Source organism: Hyphomonas sp. (assembly GCF_046313735.1).
GTDB lineage: Bacteria > Pseudomonadota > Alphaproteobacteria > Caulobacterales > Hyphomonadaceae > Hyphomonas.
Window position 1 is genome coordinate 1 of sequence record NZ_JBKBXW010000024.1, and the last position, 24,999, is coordinate 24,999.

Below are 24,999 nucleotides of genomic sequence, written 5' to 3' on the forward strand. Positions count from 1 at the left end.
TCACCGGCATCGTGAAGCTGCCGGCCGACAAGGAAATGGTGCTGCCGGGCGATAACGTGAAAATGGATGTCGAGCTGATCAGCCCGATCGCCATGGACCAGGGCCTGCGCTTCGCCATCCGTGAAGGCGGCCGCACCGTCGGCGCCGGCGTCGTCTCGGCGATCAAGAAGTAATCACCGGATCAACGGTGACCTGAACGAAAAGGCCGCCCCGAAAGGGCGGCCTTTTTGCTTGAAGGGGAGGGGTGCCAGAGCAGCGCTTGTTGTTTCGGCCGGCGCGCGAATCCAGCGCTCCTGTGGTGCGTCCAGCCAACTGGTTCGCGGCATTCGCCGGGATGACATGGGATAGCAGGCAGGGCGGCTTCCGGACGCCTTGGAACGATAACGGGACACCACAATTCGTGTTGGTGCAGCAGACCTTCGGGGGCCGCAGGCGCGGTGTTCCAGATCGCCTGCAGATTCTCCCTTAACCGCTGTTGACGGGGCCGATTCCCGCGCGTATACGCCCCACTTCGCCGGGATGGCTGCGCTTTTGACAGCGAACGCTCCCTCGAAACTGACAATTAATCCACACCCCCGCCCGGGCGCTCGATGCTGACGAGCCATCGCGCCTTGGGCTTAAGTGTTTTGCGCGGACGGACCAAACGATGGAACGACAGAATATCCGGATCAGGCTCAAGGCCTTTGATCACCGCGCGCTCGACATGTCGGCGAAGGAGATCGTGAGCACGGCGAAGCGCACTGGCGCGGAAGTCCGTGGTCCCGTACCGCTCCCCACCCGTATCGAGCGCTTCACGGTGAACCGGTCGCCCCACATCGACAAGAAGTCGCGTGAGCAGTTCGAGATCCGCACCCATACCCGCATTCTCGACATCGTCGATCCGACCCCGCAGACCGTGGACGCGCTGATGAAGCTCGACCTGTCCTCCGGCGTCGGCATCGAGATCAAACTTGAGGGAGCCCGCTGATGGCCCAGCCCGCTGCCCGTACCGGTGTGCTCGCCCGCAAGGTCGGCATGACCCGGATTTTCGCTGAAGACGGCCGCCACGTGCCCGTCACTGTCCTGTCGCTTGATGGCTGTCAGGTCGTCGGTGTGCGCACCGAAGACGAGCGCACCGTGAAGACCAAGAAGGGCGGGGAAGTGACCCGCAGCGACGGCTACAAGGCCGTCATCATGGGCGCCGGCGAAAAGAAAGCCAAGAACACCACCCAGCCGCAGCGCGGCGCCTTTGCCAAGGCCGGTGTTGCCCCGAAAGCGAAGCTCAAAGAGTTCCGCGTCTCCGGCGACCTGCCGGAAGTCGGCTCGGTCGTGCTGGCGGACCACTTTGTTGAAGGTCAGCGCGTGGACGTGTCCGCCATGACCATCGGTAAGGGCTTTGCCGGCGCCATGAAGCGCTGGAACTTCGGCGGCCTCCGCGCAACGCACGGCGTCTCGATCTCGCACCGCTCGCATGGTTCGACCGGTATGCGCCAGGATCCGGGCCGCGTGTTCAAGAACAAGAAAATGGCCGGCCATCTCGGTGATGAGCGCGTCACGACCCAGAACCTGGTCGTCGCCCGCATTGATGTCGAGCGCGGCCTGATCCTCGTGAAGGGCTCGGTTCCGGGCCATGACGGGGCATTCGTGGAAATCCGCGACGCCGTGAAGAAGAAGCTGCCGGAGAACGCTCCTGCCGCTGGCTCCTTCAAGGCGCCCGAGCAGGCTGCCGCCGGAGGTGAAGGCTAATGGAACTCGCAGTCAAAACCCTGGGCGGCGAAGCAGCCGGCAAGATCGATCTCGATGATGCGATCTTCGGGATCGAAGAGATCCGCGGCGACATCCTGCAGCGCACCGTGCGCTGGCAGCTCGCCCGCCGTCAGGCTGGCACGCACAAGGCCAAGTCGCGCTCTGAAGTGAACCGCACGACCAAGAAGTCGATCAAGCAGAAGGGCTCGGGCGGCGCACGCCATGGCTCGCGCAATGCGCCGATCTTCGTGGGCGGCGGTGTGGCCCATGGCCCGCGCGTGCGCAGCCATGCGCATGACCTGCCGAAGAAGATCCGCAAGATGGCGCTCGCTCATGCGCTCTCTTCCAAGGCCAAGGAAAGCTCGATCCTCGTCCTCGACAAGGCCGAACTCGATGCGCCGAAGACCAAGGAACTGGTCGCAGCGTTCAAGGGCCTCGGCATCGAGAACGCGCTGATCATCTCGGGCACGGACGTGAACGAGAACTTCGCCCGCGCTGCGCGCAACATTCCCAATATCGACGTGCTCCCTGTCGCCGGCCTGAATGTCTATGACATCCTGCGCCGCCGCACCCTGGTCATCACCAAGGAAGCCGCCGATGGCATCAAGGCCCGTTTCGACGGCGCCAAAGCGGAGGCTGAATAATGGCCGAGGTCAAGCCGCACCACTACGACGTGATCCGCCGCCCGCTGATCACCGAGAAGTCGACGCTCGTCGCCGAACACAACAAGATCATCTTCGAAGTCGCGCCCGGCGCCGACAAGAAGGCGATCAAGGAGGCCGTTGAGGCCCTGTTCAAGGTGAACGTCACGAAGGTCAACACCCTGACCCAGAAGGGCAAGACGAAACGCTTCCGGGGTTTCCTCGGCCGTCGCTCTGACGTGAAGAAAGCCATCGTCACGCTCGCCGAAGGCCAGTCTGTCGATATTTCGACGGGCCTGTAAGGGAGAAGGACGAAGCTCATGGCACTGAAGACATTCAATCCGACCTCTCCCGGCCGCCGCCAGCTCGTGCTGGTGGACCGCACGGGCCTGCACAAGGGCAAGCCCGTCAAGGCGCTGACCGAGGGCCTGAAATCCAAGGGTGGCCGGAACAACCAGGGCCGCATCACTGTCCGCCACCAGGGCGGCGGCGTGAAGCGGCTGTACCGCAAGGTCGATTTCAAGCGCTCGCGCTGGGATATCCCCGCTGTCGTCGAGCGTCTGGAATATGACCCCAACCGCACGGCTTTCATCGCCCTGATCAAGTATCAGGATGGCGAGCAGTCCTACATCATCGCGCCGCAGCGCCTTGAAGTGGGCGACACGGTGATCACCTCGGCCACCGCCGACATCAAGCCGGGCAACACGCTGCCGCTGAAGAGCATCCCGGTCGGGACGATCATCCACAATATCGAGCTGAAGCCCCAGAAGGGCGCGCAGATGGTCCGCTCCGCCGGCACCTATGCCCAGCTCGTCGGCCGCGATGCCGGCTATGCGCAGATCAAGCTGGCTTCCGGCGAACTGCGCATGGTGCTCGACAACTGCCTCGCCACGATCGGCGCGGTGTCGAACCCGGACAAGATGAACGAAGTCAGCTCCAAGGCTGGCCGTAACCGCCACCTGGGCAAGCGCCCGACGGTCCGCGGTGTCGTCATGAACCCGGTCGACCACCCGCACGGCGGTGGTGAGGGCAAGTCCTCGGGCGGCCGTCACCCGGTTACCCCGTGGGGCAAGAAGACCCGCGGTCCGAAGACCCGTAACAACAAAGCGACGGATCGCCTGATCATCCGCCGCCGTAACGCGAAACGCTAAGGGAGGCCGCGAGACATGCCCCGTTCTGTCTGGAAAGGCCCGTTCGTTGACGGCTACCTGCTGAAGAAGGCTGAAGATGCCCGTTCTTCGGAGAAGCGCGCCGTGATCAAGACCTGGTCGCGCCGTTCGACGATCCTGCCGCAATTCGTTGGCCTGAACTTCCAGGTCCACAATGGCAACAAGTTCATCCCGGTTTCGGTCACCGAGGAAATGGTCGGTCACAAGTTCGGCGAGTTCGCGCCGACGCGGACCTATCATGGCCACGGCGCCGACAAGAAAGCGAAGAGGAAATAATCATGGCAAAGGCCAAGAATCCTCCGAAGCAGGCCGCGAATGAATCGCGCGCTGTGCTGCGCATGTACCGCTCCAGCCCGCAGAAGCTGAACCTCCTGGCTCAGCAGATCCGCGGCCTGAAGGTCGAGCGCGCCCTGGCTGAGCTGCAGTTCTCGCCCAAGCGCCCCGCCAAGGATGTGCGCAAGCTGCTGCAGAGCGCCATCGCGAACGCCGAGAACAATCACGGCCTCGACATCGACAGCCTGGTCGTTGCCGAAGCGCATGTGGGCAAGAACCTCGTGATGAAGCGCATCCGTGCCCGCGCCCGCGGCCGCGCTGCGCCGATCCAGAAACCGTTTGCCCAGCTCACCATTGTCCTGCGTGACACCAGCCAGACTGCGGAGGCCGCATAATGGGTCAGAAAGTCAATCCGATCGGCCTGCGCCTCGGCATCAACCGGACCGCCGACAGCCGCTGGTATGCTGACAGCGCCGATTTCGGCCGCCTGCTGCATGAAGACCTCGCGATCCGCAAGGCGATCCGCGAGAAGCTGAAGCAGGCCGGTGTCTCGAAGATCATCATCGAGCGTCCGCACAAGAAGTGCCTGATCACCATTCACACCGCCCGTCCCGGTCTCGTCATCGGCAAGAAGGGTGGGGACATCGAGGTGCTCCGCAAGGAACTCGCCAAGATGACCACGGATGAGGTCCGCGTGAACCTGGTCGAGATCCGCAAGCCGGAAATCGACGCGACGCTGATCGCGGACGACATCGCCCGCCAGCTCGAGCGCCGGGCTTCGTTCCGCCGCGCGATGAAGCGCTCGATCCAGTCCGCGATGCGCCTTGGCGCCGAGGGTGTGAAGGTTGTCGTCTCCGGCCGTCTCGGCGGCGCAGAGATTGCCCGGACCGAGAAGTATGCAGAAGGCTCCGTGCCGCTGCACACGCTGCGCGCCGACATCGACTACGGCACCGCCGAAGCCGAGACCACCTATGGCATCATCGGTGTGAAGGTGTGGGTCTACAAGGGGGAGATCCTCGAGCATGACCCGATGGCCCAGGACAAGCGTCTTGAGACATCCGGCCAGTCGCGCGCACGCGCCAACGCCAACCAGCGCGGCCCCGCCTCGGGCGCGCAAGCTGCCGGAGCGTAACCAGACATGCGTCAACCGAAGCGAACCAAATTCCGTAAGGCCTTCAAAGGCCGGATCAACGGGCAGGCCAAGGGCGGCTTCACGCTGTCCTTTGGCGAGTTCGGTCTCAAGGCCCTCGAGCCGGAGCGCGTCACCGCGCGCCAGATCGAGGCGACCCGCCGGGCGATCACCCGCGAGATGAAGCGCCAGGGCAAGGTCTGGATCCGCGTGTTCCCGGATGTGCCGGTGACCGCGAAGCCGATCGAAGTCCGGATGGGTAAGGGCAAGGGCTCCGTCGACCGCTGGGTCGCGCGCGTCGCTCCGGGCCGTATCCTGTTCGAGATCGACGGTGTGCCGGAAGAGACCGCCCGCCAGGCGCTTGCGCTGGGCGCTGCGAAGCTCCCGATCAAGACCAAAGTCGTCAAGCGTATCGAGGGGATCTGATCATGAAAGTCGCAGATGTCCGTGCAAAGAGCGCCGATCAGCTCAAGGACGAGCTCGTGAAGCTCAAGAAAGAACAGTTCAACCTGCGTTTCCAGGCGGCCACCGGCCAGCTTGAGAAAACGGGCCGCGTGTCGGAAGTCCGCCGCGACATCGCGCGGATCAAGACGATCCTGCGCGAGAAGGCCCAGGCAGGTCAGGCCTAAGGAGAGCACCTATGCCCAAACGTATCATGAAAGGCGTCGTGGTCTCCGCCAAGCAGGACAAGACCGCCATCGTCCGCGTCGAGCGTACCTTCACGCACCCGCTGCTGAAGAAGATCGTGCGGAAGTCCAACCGTTACCATGCCCATGACGAAGGCAACGTCGCCGTCGAGGGCCAGACCGTGACCATCCGCGAGTGTGCGCCGAAGTCGAAGCTGAAGCGCTGGGAACTCGTGACCGGCGAAGGGAGTGACGCATGATCCAGATGCAAACCCATCTGCGGGTCGCCGATAATTCCGGCGCACGCCGCGTCATGTGCATCAAGGTGCTCGGCGGGGCAGGGCGGCGCTATGCCTCGGTGGGCGACGTGATCGTCGTCTCCATCAAGGAAGCGATCCCGACCGGCCGCGTGAAGAAGGGCGATGTCCGCAAGGCTGTCGTCGTGCGCGTCGCCAAGGACATCAACCGCGCTGACGGCTCGACCATCCGGTTCGACTCGAACGCGGCCGTCCTGATCAACAACAATGGCGAGCCGATCGGCACGCGCGTCTTTGGCCCGGTTCCGCGCGAGCTGCGCGCCAAGAACCAGGTGAAGATCGCCAATATGGCGCCGGAGGTCCTGTAGTCATGGCTGCAAAGATCAAGAAGGGCGACACCGTCGTCGTGATTTCCGGCAAGGACAAGGGCACCAAGGGCGAAGTCCTGAAAGTGCTCCCTGATGAGAACCGCGTCGTCGTGCGCGGCGTCAATGTCGTGAAGCGCCATCAGAAGCCGGGCCAGGCTGACCCGGGCGGCATCAAGACGTTTGAGTCGCCGATCCATGTATCGAACGTGGCCCACACCGATCCGCGCGACGGCAAGGCTGTCCGCGTCGGTTTCAAGATTGACCAGCATGGCCGCAAGACGCGCTTTGCGAAACGCTCAGGGGAATCGATCGATGTCTGAGGCATATGAACCCCGCCTCAAGCGGAAATATCGCGAGGAAATCCGCGCGAAGCTGCAGGAGCAGTTCAACTATTCGAACCCGATGAAGGTTCCGAAGCTCGACAAGGTCGTGATCAATATGGGCGTTGGCGAAGCCGTCAGCGACTCCAAGAAGATCAAGGCTGCCCTGGCCGAGCTCGAGAAGATCGCCGGCCAGAAGCCTGTCGCGACGAAGGCCCGCAAGTCGATTGCCGGCTTCAAGCTGCGCGAAGGCATGCTGATCGGCGCGAAGGTCACCCTCCGCCGCGACCAGATGTATGAGTTCCTGGACCGTCTGACGACGATTGCCCTGCCGCGCGTGAAAGACTTCCGCGGCCTGAACGGCAAGAGCTTCGATGGCATGGGCAACTACGCCATGGGCCTCAAGGAACACATCGTGTTCCCGGAGATCAATTATGACGACGTCGACGAGGTGCGCGGGATGGACATCATTGTCTGCACCACGGCCGAGACGAACGAAGAAGCCAAGGCACTCCTCGCTGAGTGCGGCTTCCCGTTCCGGAACTAGCGCTGAGGAGATCTGCTGACATGGCAAAGAAGAGCGCAATCGAGAAGAACAACAAGCGGAAGGCCCTGGCCGCCCGTTATGCCGCGAAGCGTACGCGCCTCAAGGCGGCAGCGATGGACGAGAACCTGTCTCTGGAAGAGCGGTTCAAGGCACGCATGAAACTGGCGCAGATGCCGCGCAATTCGGCCCCTGGCCGTGTGCGCAACCGCTGCGAAGTGACGGGCCGTCCGCGCGCCTATTATCGCAAACTGAAAATGTCGCGTATCGCGCTGCGGGAGCTCGGCTCGCGCGGTCAGGTCCCCGGCCTTGTGAAATCCAGCTGGTAAGAGAGGAGGTAGGCAGATGAACATTTCCGATCCCCTCGGCGACATGCTCACCCGTATCCGCAATGCCCAGATGCGCGGCATGTCGAAAGTCTTGACGCCGTCGTCGAAAATGCGCGTTCGCGTGCTCGATGTGCTCGCCGAAGAAGGCTATATCCGCGGCTATGCCGAAATCGAGAAAGACGGTCACAAGACCCTCGAAATCGAGCTGAAGTATTATGAAGGCCAGCCGGTCATCTCCGAGATCAAGCGTGTCTCGAAGCCTGGCCGCCGGGTCTACTCGTCCGTCTCGGACATTCCGCTGGTGCGTAACGGCCTCGGCATCTCGATCCTGTCGACTTCGCAGGGCGTGATGTCGGATAATGCCGCGCGCGCCAAGAATGTCGGCGGCGAAGTCCTCTGCCGCGTGTTCTAGGAGACAGGTCCCATGTCCCGTATTGGCAAACTTGCGATCCCGGTGCCGGCAGGCGCGACGGTTTCCGTCGCCGGCCAGACCGTGAAGGCGAAAGGCCCGAAAGGCGAGCTTGAGTTCGTGCTTCCGGACGTCATCACGCCGAAGTTCGAAGACAACTCGCTCTCGGTCACGCCGCGCGAAGACCTGATGAAGGCTGCGAACGATGTGATCGAATCGGCGAAGGCGAAAGGCAAGCGTCCCCCGACGCTCGCCGAAGCGCTGGACCCGGTCGCCCGCACCCAGTGGGGCACGGCCCGCGCGCGCGCCGCCAACCTGGTTGAGGGCGTCACCAAGGGCTATTCCAAGACGCTCGAACTCGTCGGCGTCGGCTACCGCGCCCAGATGCAGGGCACGGACCTGAAGCTGGCGCTCGGCTATTCGCACGACGTGATCTACAAGGCGCCGGCCGGCATCAAGCTGGAAGCCCCGAAGCCGACCGAGATCATCATCTCCGGCGCAGACAAGCAGGCCGTTGGCCAGGTTGCCGCCGAGATCAAGAAGTTCCGTCCGCCGGAGCCGTACAAGGGCAAGGGTATCCGCCTGCAGGGCGAATATGTCCGCCGCAAGGAAGGCAAGAAGAAGTAAGGCCATGAAGACGTCACGCGAAAAGATGCAGCGCCGCGCCCAGCGCGTCCGCACCAAGCTCCGCCGGGTCGCCGAAGGCCGCCCGCGCCTGTCTGTCACCCGCAGCCACAAGAACATCTCGGTTCAGGTCATTGATGACGAGCGGGGGATCACCCTCGCTTCGGCCTCGACCCTAGAGAAAGACGTGCTCGGCGATGCCAAGACCGGTGGCAACATCGAGGCCGCCGCTCGCGTCGGCAAGGCGATTGCCGAGCGCGCGAAGCAGGCCGGTGTCGAGGATGTCGTGTTCGACCGCGGCGGCTACATGTTCCACGGCCGGGTGAAAGCCCTGGCAGATGCTGCCCGCGAGGGCGGCCTGAAATTCTGAAGGAGTCTGCCTGATGGCTGAGGAAAGAGGTGAGAAAAGAGGCCGCCGCCGCGACCGCGAGCAACCGCGTGATCGTGAGGAAGAGGCTTCCGAACTCGTCGACAAGCTGGTTGGTATCAACCGCGTCGCCAAGACGGTGAAAGGCGGCAAGAACTTCGGTTTTGCCGCGCTCGTCGTCGTCGGCGACCAGAAGGGCCGTGCCGGCTTCGGCAAAGGCAAGGCCCGCGAGGTTCCTGAAGCCATCCGCAAGGCGACCGAAGAAGCCAAGCGCAACATGGTCCGCGTGCCGCTCCGCGAAGGCCGCACCCTGCACCATGACGGCAATGGCCGCCACGGCGCCGGCAAGGTCGTGCTCCGCGCGGCGCCTCCCGGTACCGGCGTGATCGCCGGTGGCCCGATGCGCGCCGTCATGGAAGTGCTTGGCGTCCAGGACGTCGTCGGCAAGTCGCTCGGCTCGTCGAACCCCTACAACATGGTCCGCGCCACTTTTGACGCGCTGAAAGGCCAGGCCAACCCCCGCACCGTCGCCTCAAAGCGCGGCCTCAAGGTGCAGGACATCGTTGGCCGCCGGACGGATGGCGCTTCGGAAGCCGGCATGGCCGATTCGGTGAACTGACAGGAGCGATCTCATGTCCAAGAAAATGATCACCGTGCGCCAGGTCGGCAGCCCGATCGCGCGCAAGCCTAACCAGCGCCAGACGCTGATCGGCCTCGGCCTCAACAAGATGGGCCGCACGCGCGAGCTGGAAGACACGCCCGCCGTGCGCGGCATGATCCGCACGGTCTCGCACCTGGTTGAAGTGGTCGGCGAATAAGGCCCCTGAAGGCCCGCCGGCCGGTTCCCCCGTTTACTCGAAAGTGACTGCCATGAAACTCAACGAACTCTCTCCCGCCGATGGTTCCACCAAGAAGCGTATGCGCATTGGCCGCGGCGTCGGTTCCGGCAAGGGCAAGACGGGCGGCCGGGGCGTCAAGGGCCAGCTCGCGCGCTCTGGCGTGGCCGTCAACGGCTTCGAGGGCGGCCAGATGCCGATCTACATGCGCCTTCCCAAGCGTGGCTTCAAAGCGCCGGGCGCGAAAACCCATGCCTGGGTCAATCTCGGCCGGATCGCGAAAGCGGTCGATGCCGGCAAGCTCGATGCGTCGAACGTCACCGAAGAGACGCTCGTGGCCGCCGGCCTCGTGCGGAACGTTCGGGACGGTGTGCGCCTGCTGGCCAAGGGCGATGCGCCGAAAAACCTCAATATTACCGTGACCGGCGCGTCGAAAGCAGCTGTGGACGCGGTCCAGAAAGCTGGCGGTTCGGTGACCGTCACCGGCGCTGCTGCGGCTGCGGCTGAGGAATAATCCGGGGGGATTGCTGAACCCCTCTTCACAAATACCCCTGCGCCGCCGATCTTGGCGGCGCACGCTTTTCAGGGAGGCACGGGCAGCCGATGGCGAATGCTGCAGAACAAATGGCGCGAAACCTCAATTTCGCGACCTTTGCGAAAGCCAAGGACCTTCAGGCGCGGATCCTGTTCACGCTTGGTATCTTGGTCCTTTACCGGCTCGGCACCTTCATCCCGATCCCCGGCCTTGACCCCTCACAATATGCCGAAGTGTTCGAACGCCAGGCGGGCGGCATCCTCGGCTCGATGAACATGTTCGCGGGCGGCGCTGTCGAGCGCATGGCCATCTTCGCGCTGAACGTGATGCCCTACATCACCGCCTCGATCATCATCCAGATGATGGCAGCGGTCTCCCCCACGCTTGAGAAGCTCAAGAAGGAAGGGGAGGCGGGCCGCAAGCAGCTGAACCAGTATACCCGCTACCTGACGCTCGGCTTTGCGCTGGTGCAGTCCTTCTTCATTGCCTCGGGCCTGTCGGCCTTCCGCCTCGACGGCATCGACAGCTGGTTCTTCATCCTGACCGGCGTGGTAACGCTGACCGGCGGCACGATGCTGCTGATGTGGATGGGCGAGCAGATCACCGCGCGCGGCGTCGGCAACGGTATCTCACTGATCATTTTCGCGGGGATCATCGCGGAAATGCCCCGCGCGATCTACAACCTCGTCGCGCAGGCGCGCACGACGTCCGTTGACATCGGCTTCGTGCTGGCCATCGCAGTGATGGTGCTCGCGCTGGTCGTGTTCATCGTCTTCGTCGAGCGCTCGCAGCGGCGGCTGATCATACACTATCCCAAGCGCCAGCAGGCGCAGGGCTTTGCCCAGGGCCAGAAGAGCTTCCTGCCGCTGAAGATCAACACCTCCGGCGTTATTCCCGCCATCTTCGCCACCGCGCTCCTGATGCTGCCGCTGACGGCGGTCGGCTTCGTGGGCGGCGGTGCGGCAGGCGGCGCTGCGGAAGAGGGGGTGACCGGCGTGCTCGGCTGGCTGGCGATCAACTTCTCGCCGGGCTCGTGGACCTATATCATCTCTTATGGCGTGCTGGTGGCGTTCTTCGCCTTCTTCTACACCTCGATCATGTTCAACCCGCAGGATACGGCAGACAATCTGCGCAAGTATGGTGGCTTCATCCCGGGCATCCGCCCCGGCTCGAACACTGCCGCCTATATCGACTATGTGCTGACCCGGCTGACGACGATTGGTGCCCTCTACCTCGTCTTCATCTGTATCCTGCCAGAGCTTCTGCGGCGATATTTCCCCCAGATTCCGTTTTACATCGGGGGTACATCTCTGCTCATTGTCGTTTCGGTTACGATGGATACGGTGACCCAGATCCAGTCGCACCTGATCGCCCACCAGTATGAGGGGATGATCAAGAAATCGAAACTCGGGGGCAAGCGGAAGTGAACCTGATACTTTTTGGTCCGCCGGGAGCGGGCAAGGGCACCCAGTCGAAGCGGCTCGTCGAGCAGCGCGGCTTTGTCCAGCTTTCCACCGGGGACATGTTGCGTGCCGCGCGCGCGTCGGGCTCGGAGCTCGGCAAGCGGGTAGCGAAGATCATGGATGAGGGCGGGCTTGTCTCCGACAGCATCGTGATCGATCTGATCGCCGAACAGCTGGACGTCTGCGCCGGCGCTCCGGGCTTCATCTTCGACGGTTTCCCGCGCACCCTCGGCCAGGCCGAGGCGCTGGACGCGCTGCTGGAATCGCGCGGCGAGAAAGTGAACCTTGTCATCCGGATGCGGGTCGATGATGCGCGCCTGCTGGAGCGGATCACAAAGCGTTTCGAGGAGCAGGGGCGGGCGGACGATAATCCGGCCACCTTCGCACGCCGCCTCGAGAGGTATTATGAGGATACGGCGCCCCTCGTGCCGCTTTATGCGGAACGCGGTGTGTTGATCGAAATCGATGGGATGGGCTCGATCGAGGCTGTTTCCGGAGAAATCGATGCGGCCCTGAAACAATCAGTCTGAGCGGCGCAGTTCTGCAGTTGACGGGCAAAAAACCGGGGCTATAAGCCTCGAAACTTAGCTTCAGGCTTAACCGCCGGTGCGCGCAACGGGCATGGTATTCCCGTGTGGCGCGCATTTCATGTTCTGACACCCGCTTGAGGAGACACGGCTTTGGCCCGTATTGCAGGCGTTAACATTCCGACCAACAAGCGCGTGGAAATCGCGCTGCGCTACATTCATGGCATCGGCCCGGCCTTCGCAAAGGAAATCTGCGAGAAGGTCGGCGTGGAGTCGTCGCGCCGGGTCAACCAGCTCACTGACGCTGAAGTCATCCGCATCCGCGAGACGATTGACGCCGGCTACCTCGTCGAGGGTGACCTGCGCCGCGAGACGTCGATGAATATCAAGCGCCTGATGGACCTTGGCTGCTATCGGGGCCTGCGCCACCGGAAGAAGCTGCCGGTCCGCGGCCAGCGTACGCACACCAACGCCCGCACCCGCAAGGGCCCGGCCAAGCCGATCGCCGGCAAGAAGAAATAGGATCTGAAGCCCCATGGCCCGCGAAGCTACCCGTATCCGCCGCCGCGAACGCAAGAACATTACCTCCGGTATTGTTCATGTGAATTCGAGCTTCAACAACACGATGGTCACCATCACCGACGCGCAGGGCAACACCATCTCCTGGTCGTCCGCCGGCGTGATGGACTTCAAAGGCTCGCGCAAGTCGACGCCCTACGCCGCCCAGATGGCTGCCGAGGACGCCGCCAAGAAGGCGAAAGAGCATGGCCTGCAGACCGTTGAAGTCCGCGTGCGTGGGCCTGGCTCGGGCCGTGAGAGCGCGCTGCGCGCCCTCCAGGCCGCTGGCCTGACCGTCACGGCCATCAATGACACGACGCCGATCCCGCATAACGGGTGCCGCCCGCCGAAGCGCCGCCGCGTCTAGTCCCTGCCTGCCGCGCGCGGCCTTTTCGGGGCCGCGCTGCTTTTCCCTGTCTGAGGAATCCTGATGACCACCGTCAACGACCGTAACTGGAAAGTGCTGATCCGCCCGAACCGCCCTGTGGTTCAGGCCGGATATGACGCGAAGCGCAAGGCGAAACTCGTCGTCGAGCCGCTCGAGCGCGGCTATGGCACGACGCTCGGCAACGCGCTGCGCCGCGTGCTCCTGTCCTCGCTGCAGGGCGCAGCGATCATCGGCGTCCAGATCGACGGCGTCGTTCATGAATTCTCGGCGATTCCCGGCGTGCGCGAGGACGTCACCACGATCGTGCTGAACCTGAAACAGGTCGCGATCTTCATGGAATCCGACACGCCGAAGCGGATGGTGCTGCGCGTCAAGGGCCCTGGCGAGGTGAAAGCCGGCCAGATCGAAACCCCCGGCGACGTCAAGATCCTGAACCCGGATCATGTCATCTGCACGCTCGATGGCGGCGCAGAAGTGCGCATGGAATTCACCGTTGCCACCGGCAAGGGCTATGTGCCCGCCGAAGCCCACCGCCCGGAAGACGCCCCCATCGGCTTCATTCCGATCGACGCGATCTATTCGCCGGTCCGCCGCGTCGGCTACCAGGTCGAAGACACCCGCGAAGGCACCGTGCTCGACTATGACAAGCTCACGCTTGAAGTCGAAACCGATGGTTCGCTCTCGCCGGAAGACGCCGTCGCCTATGCGGCCCGCATCCTTCAGGACCAGCTGCAGCTGTTCATCAACTTCGAGGAGCCCACCCTCGATGCCGGCGGTTCGGCTGACGAAACCGATCTCGGCTTCAACCCGGTGCTGCTCAAGAAGGTCGACGAGCTCGAACTGTCCGTGCGCTCGGCGAACTGCCTCAAGAACGACAACATCGTCTATATCGGCGACCTCATCCAGAAGTCCGAGGCGGAAATGCTCCGTACCCCGAACTTCGGCCGCAAGTCGCTGAACGAGATCAAGGAAGTCCTCGCCGGCATGGGCCTGCATCTCGGCATGGAAGTGCCGGACTGGCCGCCGGAGGACATCGAAGGCCTCGCCAAGAAATACGACGACCACATCTAGCCCAGGAACATTGACCGGGGCCTGACCACCTCGGAAGGAACACCGCCATGCGCCACCAGATTGCCCACCGCAAGCTCAACAAGACGACTTCGCACCGCAAGGCGATGTTCGCCAACATGGCGGCGAGCCTGATCGAGCACGAGCAGATCGTGACCACCCTTCCGAAGGCGAAGGAAATGGCCCCGATCATGGACAAGCTCGTCACGCTCGCCAAGAAGGGCGACCTCGCCTCGCGCCGCGCGGCCATCGCCCAGGTGCGGAACGAGGACGCTGTCCGCAAGCTGTTCGACGTGATGGGCGAGCGCTACAAGGACCGCAATGGCGGCTACACCCGCGTGCTGAAGGCCGGCTTCCGCCCGGGCGACAATGCACCGATCGCCGTACTCGAGCTGGTCGACCGCGACGTGTCTGCCAAGGGCGCCGCCGACAAGGCCCGCCACGAGGCTGAACTCGAAGCCGGCGAGTAATCCGCCTAAAGATTTTTCCGCAAGGAAAACAAAGCGCCCCGGAGTGTCCCTCCGGGGCGTTTCTTTTTTCCGGTTGACGCAGGCAGGCGCTTCCACCATACGGCGCCTCCATTCAGCAACGGAGCCGAAGCAGATGACCTGCCGGAACCCAGATCAACCAGGAAGAGACTGTGTCCCCGCGCGGGTCGCAGTGCGTTTCCGCATGGAGGTAGCTGGATAGGGACGGCCAATCCGTCCCGGGGCCCGAACGGGTCTTTTGTCCGCCCTCCGCGCGTTTCGCCCGGAGGGTTTTTTTGTGTCTGAAATCCGCAAGCGCCGTTCCGAAAAGTGGGAACCGGTTTTCGGAAAAACGGCGCGAAAATACAGGACGGCGCCGCGCGGAGGGCTTGAACAGGAGGAGCTTCCGGGAGGAAGCTGGAAGACGATGGAAGAGTTTGAGGCCTTCGAGACTTTCGCAGGCGGGCGCATCAAGGCCTGGGTGAAGGGCGTGCCGGTGGAACATGCCGCGCGCGAGCAGCTGGCGAATGTCGCCGGGCTGCCCTTCGTGCACTCCCACCTCGCGGTGATGCCGGACGTGCATTTCGGCCGCGGGGCAACGGTCGGCTCGGTGATCCCCACCAAAGGCGCGATCATCCCGGCGGCTGTCGGCGTCGATATCGGCTGCGGCATGATGGCGATGCGCACGAGCCTGAAGGCGAGCGACCTGCCGGACAGTCTCGCTTCTGTGCGCAGCGAGATCGAGCGCAAGGTGCCCGTGGGCAACGGCCCGGGCGGGAACCACAAGGAGGCTCCGGCGCGCGCGGCGACCGCCCTGCGCAATTCGGGGCTGCCGGAGCGGCTGGACAAGGTGCTGGCGAAACACCGGCGCATCCGGCCCGCGCAGTTTGCGCGCCAGCTCGGCACGCTCGGCGGCGGCAACCACTTCGTCGAGATCTGCCTCGACGAGGCAGACCGCGTCTGGGTGATGCTCCATTCGGGCTCTCGTGGGACAGGCAACATCCTCGGCACCTACTTTATCCAGGAAGCCCGCGCGGCACTGGAGAAGCGGGTGCTCGGCTATCACGTCCCGGACAAGGACCTCGCTTTCTTCGTGGAAGGTGAAGCCCTGTTCGACGACTATACCGAAGCCGTCGGCTGGGCGCAGGATTATGCGCGCCTCAACCGCGAAGTGATGATGGACCGTGTACTGATGGCCATGCGCGACTGCCTGCCGGCCTTCACGCTGGAAAAGGCGGCGGTGAACTGCCACCACAATTATGTGGAGCGGGAGCATCATTTCGGAGCTGATGTCTGGGTCACCCGCAAGGGCGCGGTCAGCGCCCGCAAGGATGAGCTCGGCATCATTCCGGGTTCGATGGGGGCGCGTTCCTTCATCGTGCGCGGGAAGGGCAATGCGGACGCCTTCTGCTCCTGCTCGCACGGGGCAGGGCGCACGATGAGCCGCGCCGAAGCCAAGCGCACCTTCACGCTGGACGACCACATCGCCGCAACAGCGGGCGTGGAATGCCGCAAGGACGAAGGCGTCATCGACGAAACGCCGATGGCCTACAAGGACATCGACGCCGTGATGGCGGCGCAGTCCGATCTTGTGGAGATCGTCCACACGCTGAAACAGGTCGTGTGCGTGAAAGGGTGAGGCGTGCCGGTGCAAGGCCAGGCGCCAGAACGGCGCTTGACAACTTGTCGCACATCCGGCAAGAGGCCCGTCCGCTGCCCGGCGGTCCGTCCAGGGATGGATCGCCGGGTCATCAGCTTACGGAATACAAGATGAAGCAGAGTATCCAGTTGCATACCTGCTCCCCCATCCTAGCGGGGAGCGCCGTCGCTGCTCCCGCGCGTTTGCCGGGCGCCGCCTGACGATCCCTTGTCGTTGTCGAGCGTCGCGGTGCGGTCTGTCCGTCCGTGTCCTGAAAATTTGAAGGAGCCGGATCATGGGCACTCCCATGACCCTGCCGGATGTGGCGGCGCTGGTGCAGGCCGCGCCGGTCACGTCCCTGCTCGCCTTCCTGGCGGGCGATCATGCGGCTGCCATTGCCCGCATCTGGCCGTCGCCGCATGAGGATTTCCTCGCGCTGCCGGCGCCGCGCCGCCATGCGGCCGCGATGTTGCTGGCGCGGGGCGATATTCCGTCCTCGGAGGTAGCGGCGCTCGCTATGCGGGCCCGCAGGGCAGAGATTGCGGAGGCGGTGTTCGGCGGCGAAGCGCCGGCTGGCCTGATGCGGGCGGTCTCGCGCATGGGCGAGGTGCTCTGGCGCGCAGAGGACTATGCCCGCTTCCTTCGCCTCTTCGCAGAGGAAGAAGCCTGCCTCTTGATCCGCCATACGAAAGTTCTGGATCCGGCGGCGCTGGCCCGCATCGAAGCGCTCCCGCCGCCGCTTCGCCAGCCGGCGATTCTCGGCTGTCTGGGTGCGGATGAAGCGGCCATGGCAGACATCGTCGCGGCCTGGGCGATGGCGCTGCGCATTCGCGGCGCGGCTGCGGCGCCGGCGATTGCCCAGCGCTTTGGGCGGGCGGCGAGCGCAGCCGCCCTGTTCGAAATGGCGCGTCAGGAAATGCAGCCGCAGGCTTTCTGCGCCGAATGTCCGTCCCCGGATCTTCTGGCACCGTTCGAGGCCGTGCGCTCTCTCGACGCGTTGTCGATGATCGCGCATGAGTTCCGCAACTGCCTGCGGGAATTCGTGGCGGATATCGCGTCCGGCCGGATGGCGGTTCATGTCTGGCGCGGCGAGGGTGGGCCGGCCGCGGTAGCGCTGCGGCGCGATCCGGGCGGCTGGCGTCTCGCCGAGGCCCGGGGCGTGGGCAATGCAGACCTCGCCGATGCGCCGCTGCGGGCGATCATCAAGGCGGTGGAAGGCGCGGGTGTGCGCACCGGCGAATCCTGGAACTGGCTCTATCGCCGGATCGAGGACCGCGCCTGCGAAGCAGCGCCGCTTCCGCTGCCGGATGAAGTCTCCGACTGGCGCCGGGCGCTCTTCCTCGGAAACTATTGGGACTGAAAGGGACGTCCCCGGGCAAGTTGACCCGGGGGCGCCTTGCTTTTCAGGGCCGGCTTTCCGGGTTAGTCTGCAGCCAATTATACGGAGGAGACAGTATGGCAGACGGTCACGCCGCCGGCGCTCAGGCAAAATTCAAGGAGATGCTCGAAGGGTCCAAGGAGGACTGGGACATCATCGCGGAGCATTCCCGCCACTTCAACAAGGGCCTCGCACAGCGTGTGATCAGCCATCTGAGGCTGCTCGATGGTGATTTCGGCGGCTTCCCGATCGACCGGCTGACCCATTCGCTGCAGACCGCCACGCGCGCCCACCGCGACGGGCGGGATGAAGAGTATGTCGTCTGCGCGCTGCTGCACGATATCGGCGACACGCTCGGCAGTTATAACCATCCCGATGTGGCCGCCGCGATCCTGAAGCCTTTCGTTTCGGAGAAGAATCACTGGATGGTCGCCAATCACGGCATGTTCCAGGGCTATTACTTCTTCCACCATCTGGGGCTGGACCGGAACATGCGCGACCAGTTCCGCGACCATCCCTATTTCGAATATACCGCGCAGTTCTGCCACCTCTACGACCAGTCGGCCTTTGACCCCGGCTATGAGAGCGAGCCGCTGGAGTTTTTTGAGCCGATGGTGGAGCGGGTGTTCGCGCGGCCGAAAAACTCGATCTATCTCAAGGCCATGGAAGGCTGAGGCGCGCGCACCGGCATGCTGAAATTCCTCCTGTTCGCGGCGCTGGTGCTGTTCATCCTCTACGCGTTTTCGCTGATCAGCCGCCGCCGTCCGCCGGGCGACTGGGACAGGGACGAGGACCCGAAGGGGCCCGTCCAGCCCACAGGCCGGATTGGAACGGATGATGGCAAGAAGCCGCCCGCGGGCCCGAAGGCTCCGGACCGGACGCCCGAGGATGCAGGGGCCGGGCCGGGCGAAGGGCCGCCCGGCGCCGGCCGGCCCTGATCAGCCCGTCCTGATCAATAAGGCCTGATCAGGCTTTCGCGGTCGCTGCCGCCACAGCGGCAAAGATGTTCTGGCCATGCTCGCCGCCGGATTTGAAGGCCGGCCGCGTGGTGTTCACATCGGTGATCTGGTCCCACTTTGCCGCGACGGCTTCGGCCGTCAGCGCATCGCCCGCACCGACGAATACGCCAGCCGTCTCGACGATACGCGCCATCGAGAAGGCGCCTGCGCCCGCCGACAGGACCATGCCGGTTGGGGCATCTTCCTTCACGAGGTTGATCACGCCCGGCGTCACGAATTCCGGCTTCAGCGCGGCCAGCATCTGCTCGGACATGATGTCCTCGGTCATCCGCGTAGCGGCGATCGGGCAGACGGCGTTGATTTTTATGTCGTTTTTCGCGCCTTCGATCTTCAGCGTATTCATCATGCCGACGACGCCGAGCTTCGCCGCGCCGTAATTGGCCTGGCCGAAATTGCCATAGAGGCCGGTGGACGAGGTGGTGACGACGATCCGGCCATAATTCTGGGCCTTCATGATGTCCCAGGCGGCTTTCACCGGCAGGAAGGTGCCGCGCAGGTGAACGGCGAGGACAAGGTCGATATCCTCGACGCTCATCTTCGAGAAGGACCGGTCGCGCAGGATGCCGGCATTGGCGATGATGATGTCGATCCGGCCCCATTTGGCCATCGTGTCGTCGATCATCTTCTGCACGCCGGCCTCGTCAGAGACCGACGAGCCGTTCGCAATCGCTTCGCCGCCGAGCGCTTCGATTTCCTTCACCACGGCGAGGGCCGCTTCGGAATTGCCGCCCGTGCCATCGCGGGCGCCGCCGAGGTCGTTCACAACGACCTTCGCGCCGCGGCGGGCAAGTTCGAGCGCGTGGGCGCGGCCCAGGCCGCCGCCGGCGCCGGTGACAATGGCAACACGGCCGTCAAAACGGATCTCGGACATCGGAAGTCTCCTTGCAGCGGTTGTGCATTCTGGCCGGTGTCACACCAGACGTTCACGTAAGCGTCAAGCACATCCCCTGCGTCACGTCGCCCTTCAGGCGTCAGGCACGCGTGACTTCTCCTTAGGGCAGGCTTGCCGTCCGGACATGCGGTGGTTTAACTGCGTTCCGAAACAGCACCCTCGGAGGAGACACCCATGCTGGCCTATGTGACCCTTGGCACGAACAACAAGGAGCGCGCGCTCGCCTTTTATGATGCCGTGCTCGGCGAGATGGGGGCCAAGCGCTTCTTTGCGAATGACCGGCTGCAGTTCTATGGCGTGGCGCCCGGCCAGCCGATGATCGGTATCGGATCGCCTTATGATGCCGCTGATGCGACCTGCGGCAATGGCGTCATGCCGGCGCTCGCCTGCGCGAGCAAGGAAATGGTCGACAAGGTCTACGCCAAGGCAATGGAACTGGGCGGCAAGGATGAAGGCGCGCCGGGCAACCGGATGCCGACCTTCTACGGCGCCTATTTCCGGGATCCGGATGGCAACAAGATCTGCGTCTGCAAGCTCGGCTGAGGCCGGCTTTCAGGTTCAGCGCACGGTCAGGGGGACGGGCTCGCCTACGGGTCCGTCCCGCGTCCAGGCTTCGGCCCGGTAGCGTCCCGGCGGCAGCATCAGCGGCAGGCTCTCGCCCGGCAGCAGCAGCAGCCGGTCCTCCGGCACGGCAAGGGCGGTTTCCGCCTCGCGGCGCACTTCCACGATCACCGGTGCATCCAAGCCCCGGAACGCAGCGGGCAGAGTTACTTCACGGTCGCCCAGCTGGCGGCGCCAGTCAGGCCGGCCATTGCGGAAGCCCGCGACGGGCTCGCCGATGCGAATGTCAGGCGCGCCCTCGCCCGATGCGTCTTCCGCCGGCAGGACAGATCGCGGCGATCCGGGCGGCTCACAGTCGCTCATCTGGACCGTCAGCGGCGCCCGGCCGCTCGCCCCCTCCAGCCGCGCTTCCAGCCGCGCCAGCGCATTGTCGCCCGGATGGCGGCTGAGATGCAGCAAAACACGGGCGGGCTCGGCGCCGGAAAAAGCCTCGGTTGCAAGCCGCTCGCCCAGCATATCAACCTGGCGGGCGGCACGTTCTTCCGGCGTCAGGCGGGCTATCTCTGATGGCGGGGACCAGCCGCTGCTGCCTTCCACGATCATCAGTCCCTGTGCCTTCACCTGCCGCAGCACGCGGCCATACACCGGGTCCCGCGCCAGCACGCCTTCCGTGATCAGGGGAATTCCGGGAAAAGCCGCACGGCCTGCGCCGGCTGACAGCGCGTCAGCGGCATAGACGGTGAAACCATCCTCGACGAGGCCTGAGAGCAGGGGTACCAGAAAGGCCCGGTGGCGTGGCTGGCTGCCATCCTCGATCAGGATGATTGCAGCCGCGTCCTGCGCCGCGCGCCGCACATGAGAGACGGGCTCCGGCGGGCGCACGCTGCAGCGCGCCGGCGGGGCGCCGGTCTGCGCCGCTGTGATCAGGTCTTCCCGGCCCATCAGGGCGAGGATCTCAGCCATCGGCCCGCCGGCGGCCGGGCTTGCGCCGGAAAGGTAAAGTTCCGTCTGCGAGAACAGGAAGTCCCGCGCGGCGGCGGCGATGTCGGATTCCTCGTCCCAGCTTGCGCTGCGTGTGAACTCGGCGCGCGATGCCATCAGATAGGGCGACGCTGCTGGCCGTCCGGTATCGCAGGCCGCGAGGGCCAGCGCCAGAAACATACCCGCAATCCGCCGCATCTGGCTCAATCCTCCCCATGCCCCCGCAAAGCAGGGCGCCAGCCGGCGCCGCGCGTCAATGCTGTTCGCCTGCGGCGATAGTTGCCTCTGCGGACACCACGTGCGGCGCGGCATGGACCGGCAATTGCCAATCCTGCTTTCCAAGGCAGGGCTGCGCCGCTAAGCCAGACCTTTGCGGGGTCGTTGCGAGGAGGGCTGGACAGGCATGCCGGAGGGAATGGACTGGGGCTGGGACAATGCCCGCGCGCTGATCGGCATTGCGCTGATCTATGGCCTGTGCTGGCTGCTGTCCGAGAAGAAGAAGCTGTTCCCGTGGAAAATCGTGCTCGGCGCCACGGCGATGCAGTTCGTTTTCGCGCTGCTGCTGTTTGGTGTGGAGCCCCTGCGCAACCTGTTCCTGCAGGCAAACGTGGTCGTGGACGGGCTGCAGGAAGCCACGCGCTATGGCACCAATTTCGTCTTCGGCTATGTCGGCAATGACCAGGCAGCGAGCCAGCTGCTCGGCTCTTCCGCGCCGCCGCTGTTCTTCTTCCAGATCCTGCCGATCATCATCGTGGTCGCCGCGCTGTCGGCGATGCTGTGGCACTGGCGTATCCTGCGCTGGATCACCAATGGCTTCGCCTTTGTCTTCCGCCGCACGATGGGCCTTGGCGGGGCAACTTCGCTGGCTGTCTCTGCCAACGTGTTCATGGGCATGACCGAGGCGCCGGTACTCATCCGGCCCTACGTGAAGGGCATGACGCGCTCCGAGCTGCTGATCATGATGACAGCCGGATTTGCCACCATCGCGGGCTCCGTGCTGGTCGTCTACGCAACCTTCCTGCGCCCGACGATGGGCGACGCCGCGCTGCCGCAGCTGCTCGCCGCCTCCTTCATTGCGGCGCCCGCAGCCGTCGCCGTGGCCCTCTCGATGATCCCGGAGACGACGCCCACGACCGAGCGGATGCAGGAGCCGGACTTCAAATACGCTTCCACGATGGACGCCTTCTCCACTGGCGCCACCGATGGCCTGAAGATCGTGTTCAACATTGCCACCATGCTGATCGCGGCGCTGGCGCTGCTCTGGCTGGTCAATGCCGGGCTCGCCATCTTTCCGGATGTCAACGGCGCGCCCCTGTCGATCGAGCGGGTGCTCGGCTGGATCTTCTCGCCGCTGATGTACATGATCGGCGTGCCCGCGAATGAGGCTTCGCTCGCCGGGTCGCTAATGGGTGTGAAGACGGTGCTGACCGAATTTGTCGCCTTCATCCAGCTGTCCGAAGTGCCCGCCGATGGCATGGACCCGCGCACGCGGATGATCACGGCGCACGCCATCTGCGGCTTCGCGAACTTCGGCTCCATGGCCATCCTGATCGGCGGCCTGTCGATCGTGGAGCCAGCGCGGCGGGATGATTTCCTGGCGCTCGCCTGGCGCACGCTCTTGGCCGGCACGCTGGCGACCTGCCTGTCCGGCGCGGTCGTCGCAGCGCTGCCCTATGCGCTGTTTGCGGGCGCGTGACGCAGCGGCCGGGGTCGCTTTCGGCGGGCGCCACGCTAGAACACGGCTCAGGCATCAGTGCCCCGGGAGACAGATCACCTTGACCTGCCGGACCACCCTCCTGGCTGCTGCGGCCCTCGGCATGACCCTTCCGGCGCTGGCCCAGGCGCGGGGCGAAGAGGGCGCATCCCCGTCACTGCCCGCCTGTTCGGATATGCAGGCGCTGTGGCCGCTTTCTGGGTCTTGCATCAATGAAGCGGGCGAGAAGGAAACCTGGATCACGCTTGTCCATGGGCCCACCTATCTGGGCCGCGTCGAAGTCTGGGCAGACCGGCCGCGGACCGCGCCCGGTGCGCGCTCGCTGCTCGACGAAACCCTGATCGCCGATATAGCGGCCGACCGGCCCGCCGAGATCCTGAACCGAGCGCCGGGCGTCAACATCCAGATGAATTCCGGCCAGGAACACCTGATCGCGGTCCGCTCGCCCGTGCTAACGGGCGGGGCGGGGCAGGGCAGCTTCCTGATCCTCGAGAACGGTGTGCCCACTCGCTCGCCCGCCTTTGGCAATGTCAACAGCCTGATCGAGCCGCATCATGAAACCGCCGCAGCGATAGAAGTCGTGCGCGGGCCGGGCAGCGCGAAGTATGGCTCGAACGCCGTACACGGACTGATCAATGTGATCCTGCCGGATGCCTATGCCCCGCAATCGCTGCGCGCGAGCTATTCGACGCTCGGGCGCCTGCGCGGGGATGCGTCGGTGAATGTGACGCCTTCGCTGCGCGTCAATCTCTCGCTGATGGAAGATGAAGGCTGGCGCGACAACACGCCACGCCAGCAGCAGAAACTGTCCCTCGTGCAGGATACGCGGCTTGGCGACTGGGACGGCACAGTGTGGCTGTCTGCCTCCAGCCTCAATCAGGAAACGGCCGGTTTTATCCAGGGGCCGCGCGCCTACCGTGACCGGTCCATGCGGAAAACCAATCCGAACCCGGAGGCTTTCCGCGATGCCTGGTCGGCGCGGCTTGGCGCGCGGCTGTCGAACAATGTCGGCCCCGGCAGCCTGACCCTGATGCCCAGCCTGCGGACGCAGGCGATGGTGTTCTCCCAGCATTTCCTGCCCTATGGGGGCATCGAGAAGAACGCCCATACCGGCGGCGGCCTGATGACGCGGTATGACCTGTATTCCGATGGCCCCGTATCCTGGCGGTTTGGTGCGGATACGGATATTGCGTCCGGCTATCTCAAGGAGATTCAGCCCCGGCCGAACCCGAACCCGGCCTTCCCGCAGGGTATCCATTACAATTACAAGGTCGATACGCGTACGCTCGCCCTCTGGGGCGAGGCCGATTGGCAGATTACGGACGATCTCCGCCTGCTCGCGGGCCTGCGCGGCGAGACGCACAATTATGACTATACCACCCGCGCGCCTGCGGGCATCAATGGCCGCTTCAATGTGCCGGCCGACCGCAGCGACGAGTTCACCTTCCTGACGCCGAAACTCGGCCTTGTCTGGGAGCGCGACTGGGGTGATCTTTATGCCAACTATGCGCGCGGGGCGCGCGCGCCGCAGGTATCGGATCTTTATCGGCTGCAGAACCGGCAGGTGCCCGGCGAGATCGAGGCCGAAACGCTGGACAGTTTCGAGGCCGGGGTACGCAGTGCTTCGCTCAGCGGCCGTCTGGAGTTCGATGTCGCGGCCTACTGGATGGAGAAGGAAAACTTCTTCTTCCGCGATTCCGATGGCCTCAATGTCGTGGACGGATCAACCCGGCATTTCGGTGTGGAGGCGTCCGCCGCTTTCGCGTTGACGGGCACGCTGTCACTTTCCGGCGATGCCGCCTGGAGCGAGCAGACCTATACGTTCGACCGCCCGGTTGTTGCCGCGCAGGAGCGCATCCGGCGCGGCAATCGGATCGACACCGCGCCTGAATGGCTCGCCGGCCTGCGGCTCGACTGGCAGCCGGCGGATCATCTGCGCCTGTCGCTCTCTGCCGATCATGTGGGCGAATACTTCACCGACCCCGCCAACACCGTGCGCTATCCCGGCCACACAGTGTTCAATGCGCGCGCTGGCTGGCGGTTTGCGGATGGAACCGAAGCCTATCTCATCATCCGTAACCTGACGGATGAGGCCTATGCCGACCGCGCCGATGTCGCCTTCGGCAATGAACGCTACTTCCCCGGAGAGCCGCTGAACGCGACCTTCGGGATCACAAGGACATTCTAGGGAG

Annotated in this window: 36 protein-coding genes and 1 pseudogene; 35 read left to right on the top strand and 2 right to left on the bottom strand. The window is 64.4% G+C overall.

All coding sequences use genetic code 11. The features are described 5' to 3' along the window. From tuf to ACK4SV_RS12375, 32 genes and pseudogenes are all read left to right on the top strand, one after another. Positions 1-173: pseudogene (tuf, locus tag ACK4SV_RS12220) on the top strand (elongation factor Tu); the annotation flags it as partial. Positions 174-646: 473 nt separating this feature from the next. After that, positions 647-967, top strand: a complete 321-nt coding sequence (gene rpsJ, locus ACK4SV_RS12225) for a 30S ribosomal protein S10 (protein WP_409918115.1) — start codon at positions 647-649, stop codon at positions 965-967. Further along, positions 967-1,725, top strand: coding sequence for a 50S ribosomal protein L3 (gene rplC, locus ACK4SV_RS12230; protein WP_409918116.1), 759 nt, complete (start codon positions 967-969; stop codon positions 1,723-1,725). Before rpsJ ends, rplC begins: the two co-directional genes overlap by 1 nt. Continuing rightward, entirely contained in the window at positions 1,725-2,369 is a 645-nt protein-coding gene (gene rplD / locus ACK4SV_RS12235) for a 50S ribosomal protein L4 (RefSeq protein WP_409918117.1), read from the top strand. The genes rplC and rplD overlap by 1 nt, the downstream gene beginning before the upstream one ends. Continuing rightward, positions 2,369-2,668, top strand: coding sequence for a 50S ribosomal protein L23 (locus tag ACK4SV_RS12240; RefSeq protein ID WP_409918118.1), 300 nt, complete (start codon positions 2,369-2,371; stop codon positions 2,666-2,668). Before rplD ends, ACK4SV_RS12240 begins: the two co-directional genes overlap by 1 nt. 18 nt (positions 2,669-2,686) lie before the next feature. Further along, positions 2,687-3,517 carry a 50S ribosomal protein L2 gene (gene rplB / locus ACK4SV_RS12245; protein WP_409918119.1) on the top strand — a complete coding sequence of 277 codons (831 nt, stop codon included), beginning with the start codon at positions 2,687-2,689 and terminating at the stop codon, positions 3,515-3,517. 15 nt (positions 3,518-3,532) lie between these two features. Continuing rightward, positions 3,533-3,811 carry a 30S ribosomal protein S19 gene (gene rpsS, locus ACK4SV_RS12250; RefSeq protein ID WP_409918120.1) on the top strand — a complete coding sequence of 93 codons (279 nt, stop codon included), beginning with the start codon at positions 3,533-3,535 and terminating at the stop codon, positions 3,809-3,811. A gap of 2 nt (positions 3,812-3,813) precedes the next feature. Beyond that, positions 3,814-4,203 (top strand): 50S ribosomal protein L22, encoded by a 390-nt coding sequence (rplV, locus tag ACK4SV_RS12255; RefSeq protein ID WP_291068642.1) that lies wholly within the window; start codon positions 3,814-3,816, stop codon positions 4,201-4,203. Then, positions 4,203-4,940 (top strand): 30S ribosomal protein S3, encoded by a 738-nt coding sequence (rpsC, locus tag ACK4SV_RS12260; RefSeq protein WP_409918121.1) that lies wholly within the window; start codon positions 4,203-4,205, stop codon positions 4,938-4,940. Before rplV ends, rpsC begins: the two co-directional genes overlap by 1 nt. A gap of 6 nt (positions 4,941-4,946) precedes the next feature. Continuing rightward, positions 4,947-5,363 carry a 50S ribosomal protein L16 gene (rplP, locus tag ACK4SV_RS12265; RefSeq protein ID WP_409918122.1) on the top strand — a complete coding sequence of 139 codons (417 nt, stop codon included), beginning with the start codon at positions 4,947-4,949 and terminating at the stop codon, positions 5,361-5,363. A 2-nt stretch (positions 5,364-5,365) separates the two neighbouring features. Further along, positions 5,366-5,566, top strand: coding sequence for a 50S ribosomal protein L29 (gene rpmC, locus ACK4SV_RS12270; protein WP_409918123.1), 201 nt, complete (start codon positions 5,366-5,368; stop codon positions 5,564-5,566). 11 nt (positions 5,567-5,577) lie between these two features. Beyond that, positions 5,578-5,823 (top strand): 30S ribosomal protein S17, encoded by a 246-nt coding sequence (gene rpsQ, locus ACK4SV_RS12275; protein ID WP_409918124.1) that lies wholly within the window; start codon positions 5,578-5,580, stop codon positions 5,821-5,823. After that, positions 5,820-6,188: a 50S ribosomal protein L14 gene (gene rplN / locus ACK4SV_RS12280; RefSeq protein WP_409918125.1), complete on the top strand. Its 369-nt coding sequence runs from the start codon at positions 5,820-5,822 to the stop codon at positions 6,186-6,188. The genes rpsQ and rplN overlap by 4 nt, the downstream gene beginning before the upstream one ends. Before the next feature lie 2 nt (positions 6,189-6,190). Further along, a complete protein-coding gene (gene rplX / locus ACK4SV_RS12285) occupies positions 6,191-6,508 on the top strand; it encodes a 50S ribosomal protein L24 (RefSeq protein WP_409918126.1) in 318 nt (105 codons plus the stop codon). Next, positions 6,501-7,055: a 50S ribosomal protein L5 gene (gene rplE / locus ACK4SV_RS12290; RefSeq protein WP_409918127.1), complete on the top strand. Its 555-nt coding sequence runs from the start codon at positions 6,501-6,503 to the stop codon at positions 7,053-7,055. Before rplX ends, rplE begins: the two co-directional genes overlap by 8 nt. 20 nt (positions 7,056-7,075) lie before the next feature. After that, positions 7,076-7,381, top strand: a complete 306-nt coding sequence (gene rpsN, locus ACK4SV_RS12295; RefSeq protein WP_409918128.1) for a 30S ribosomal protein S14 — start codon at positions 7,076-7,078, stop codon at positions 7,379-7,381. 16 nt (positions 7,382-7,397) lie between these two features. Beyond that, positions 7,398-7,793 carry a 30S ribosomal protein S8 gene (rpsH, locus tag ACK4SV_RS12300; RefSeq protein WP_409918129.1) on the top strand — a complete coding sequence of 132 codons (396 nt, stop codon included), beginning with the start codon at positions 7,398-7,400 and terminating at the stop codon, positions 7,791-7,793. 12 nt (positions 7,794-7,805) lie between these two features. Then, entirely contained in the window at positions 7,806-8,417 is a 612-nt protein-coding gene (gene rplF / locus ACK4SV_RS12305; protein WP_409918130.1) for a 50S ribosomal protein L6, read from the top strand. 4 nt (positions 8,418-8,421) lie between these two features. Next, the gene (gene rplR, locus ACK4SV_RS12310) at positions 8,422-8,784 is read left to right on the top strand and encodes a 50S ribosomal protein L18 (protein WP_409918131.1); all 363 of its coding nucleotides are present in this window, start codon (positions 8,422-8,424) and stop codon (positions 8,782-8,784) included. 13 nt (positions 8,785-8,797) lie between these two features. Next, positions 8,798-9,400 (top strand): 30S ribosomal protein S5, encoded by a 603-nt coding sequence (rpsE, locus tag ACK4SV_RS12315; protein WP_409918132.1) that lies wholly within the window; start codon positions 8,798-8,800, stop codon positions 9,398-9,400. Between the two features lie 13 nt (positions 9,401-9,413). Further along, entirely contained in the window at positions 9,414-9,599 is a 186-nt protein-coding gene (gene rpmD / locus ACK4SV_RS12320) for a 50S ribosomal protein L30 (protein ID WP_409918133.1), read from the top strand. 52 nt (positions 9,600-9,651) lie between these two features. Beyond that, the gene (gene rplO / locus ACK4SV_RS12325; protein WP_409918134.1) at positions 9,652-10,131 is read left to right on the top strand and encodes a 50S ribosomal protein L15; all 480 of its coding nucleotides are present in this window, start codon (positions 9,652-9,654) and stop codon (positions 10,129-10,131) included. Between the two features lie 89 nt (positions 10,132-10,220). Beyond that, positions 10,221-11,579: a preprotein translocase subunit SecY gene (gene secY, locus ACK4SV_RS12330; RefSeq protein WP_409918135.1), complete on the top strand. Its 1,359-nt coding sequence runs from the start codon at positions 10,221-10,223 to the stop codon at positions 11,577-11,579. Beyond that, positions 11,576-12,145 (top strand): adenylate kinase, encoded by a 570-nt coding sequence (locus tag ACK4SV_RS12335; protein WP_409918136.1) that lies wholly within the window; start codon positions 11,576-11,578, stop codon positions 12,143-12,145. The genes secY and ACK4SV_RS12335 overlap by 4 nt, the downstream gene beginning before the upstream one ends. A gap of 150 nt (positions 12,146-12,295) precedes the next feature. Then, positions 12,296-12,664, top strand: coding sequence for a 30S ribosomal protein S13 (gene rpsM / locus ACK4SV_RS12340; protein ID WP_409918137.1), 369 nt, complete (start codon positions 12,296-12,298; stop codon positions 12,662-12,664). Between the two features lie 13 nt (positions 12,665-12,677). Next, on the top strand, positions 12,678-13,067 hold the full coding sequence (gene rpsK, locus ACK4SV_RS12345) for a 30S ribosomal protein S11 (protein ID WP_409918138.1): 390 nt from the start codon (positions 12,678-12,680) through the stop codon (positions 13,065-13,067). Between the two features lie 63 nt (positions 13,068-13,130). Then, positions 13,131-14,159 (top strand): DNA-directed RNA polymerase subunit alpha, encoded by a 1,029-nt coding sequence (locus ACK4SV_RS12350; protein ID WP_409918139.1) that lies wholly within the window; start codon positions 13,131-13,133, stop codon positions 14,157-14,159. 47 nt (positions 14,160-14,206) lie between these two features. Continuing rightward, positions 14,207-14,626, top strand: coding sequence for a 50S ribosomal protein L17 (rplQ, locus tag ACK4SV_RS12355; RefSeq protein ID WP_409918140.1), 420 nt, complete (start codon positions 14,207-14,209; stop codon positions 14,624-14,626). Positions 14,627-15,050: 424 nt separating this feature from the next. Next, the gene (locus ACK4SV_RS12360) at positions 15,051-16,262 is read left to right on the top strand and encodes an RtcB family protein (protein WP_409918141.1); all 1,212 of its coding nucleotides are present in this window, start codon (positions 15,051-15,053) and stop codon (positions 16,260-16,262) included. A 295-nt stretch (positions 16,263-16,557) separates the two neighbouring features. Then, a complete protein-coding gene (locus ACK4SV_RS12365) occupies positions 16,558-17,622 on the top strand; it encodes a hypothetical protein (RefSeq protein ID WP_409918142.1) in 1,065 nt (354 codons plus the stop codon). Positions 17,623-17,717: 95 nt separating this feature from the next. Continuing rightward, positions 17,718-18,314, top strand: coding sequence for an HD domain-containing protein (locus ACK4SV_RS12370; RefSeq protein ID WP_409918143.1), 597 nt, complete (start codon positions 17,718-17,720; stop codon positions 18,312-18,314). Positions 18,315-18,329: 15 nt separating this feature from the next. Next, positions 18,330-18,578: a hypothetical protein gene (locus ACK4SV_RS12375; protein ID WP_409918144.1), complete on the top strand. Its 249-nt coding sequence runs from the start codon at positions 18,330-18,332 to the stop codon at positions 18,576-18,578. A gap of 28 nt (positions 18,579-18,606) precedes the next feature. Here ACK4SV_RS12375 and ACK4SV_RS12380 read toward each other — a convergent pair whose 3' ends face one another. Then, on the bottom strand, positions 18,607-19,530 hold the full coding sequence (locus ACK4SV_RS12380; RefSeq protein ID WP_409918145.1) for an SDR family NAD(P)-dependent oxidoreductase: 924 nt from the start codon (positions 19,528-19,530) through the stop codon (positions 18,607-18,609). Positions 19,531-19,725: 195 nt separating this feature from the next. Here ACK4SV_RS12380 and ACK4SV_RS12385 point away from each other — a divergent pair, with 195 nt between their 5' ends. Further along, positions 19,726-20,094 (top strand): VOC family protein, encoded by a 369-nt coding sequence (locus ACK4SV_RS12385; RefSeq protein WP_409918146.1) that lies wholly within the window; start codon positions 19,726-19,728, stop codon positions 20,092-20,094. Between the two features lie 15 nt (positions 20,095-20,109). Here the strand turns inward: ACK4SV_RS12385 and ACK4SV_RS12390 are convergent, their stop codons facing one another. After that, entirely contained in the window at positions 20,110-21,273 is a 1,164-nt protein-coding gene (locus tag ACK4SV_RS12390; RefSeq protein ID WP_409918147.1) for a hypothetical protein, read from the bottom strand. 223 nt (positions 21,274-21,496) lie between these two features. On the opposite strand from ACK4SV_RS12390, the gene ACK4SV_RS12395 reads away from it, so the two are divergent. Next, complete coding sequence (locus ACK4SV_RS12395; protein WP_409918148.1) at positions 21,497-22,789, top strand: NupC/NupG family nucleoside CNT transporter; 1,293 nt, start codon at positions 21,497-21,499, stop codon at positions 22,787-22,789. A gap of 79 nt (positions 22,790-22,868) precedes the next feature. After that, a complete protein-coding gene (locus tag ACK4SV_RS12400; protein ID WP_409918149.1) occupies positions 22,869-24,995 on the top strand; it encodes a TonB-dependent receptor in 2,127 nt (708 codons plus the stop codon). Positions 24,996-24,999 lie beyond the last annotated feature (4 nt).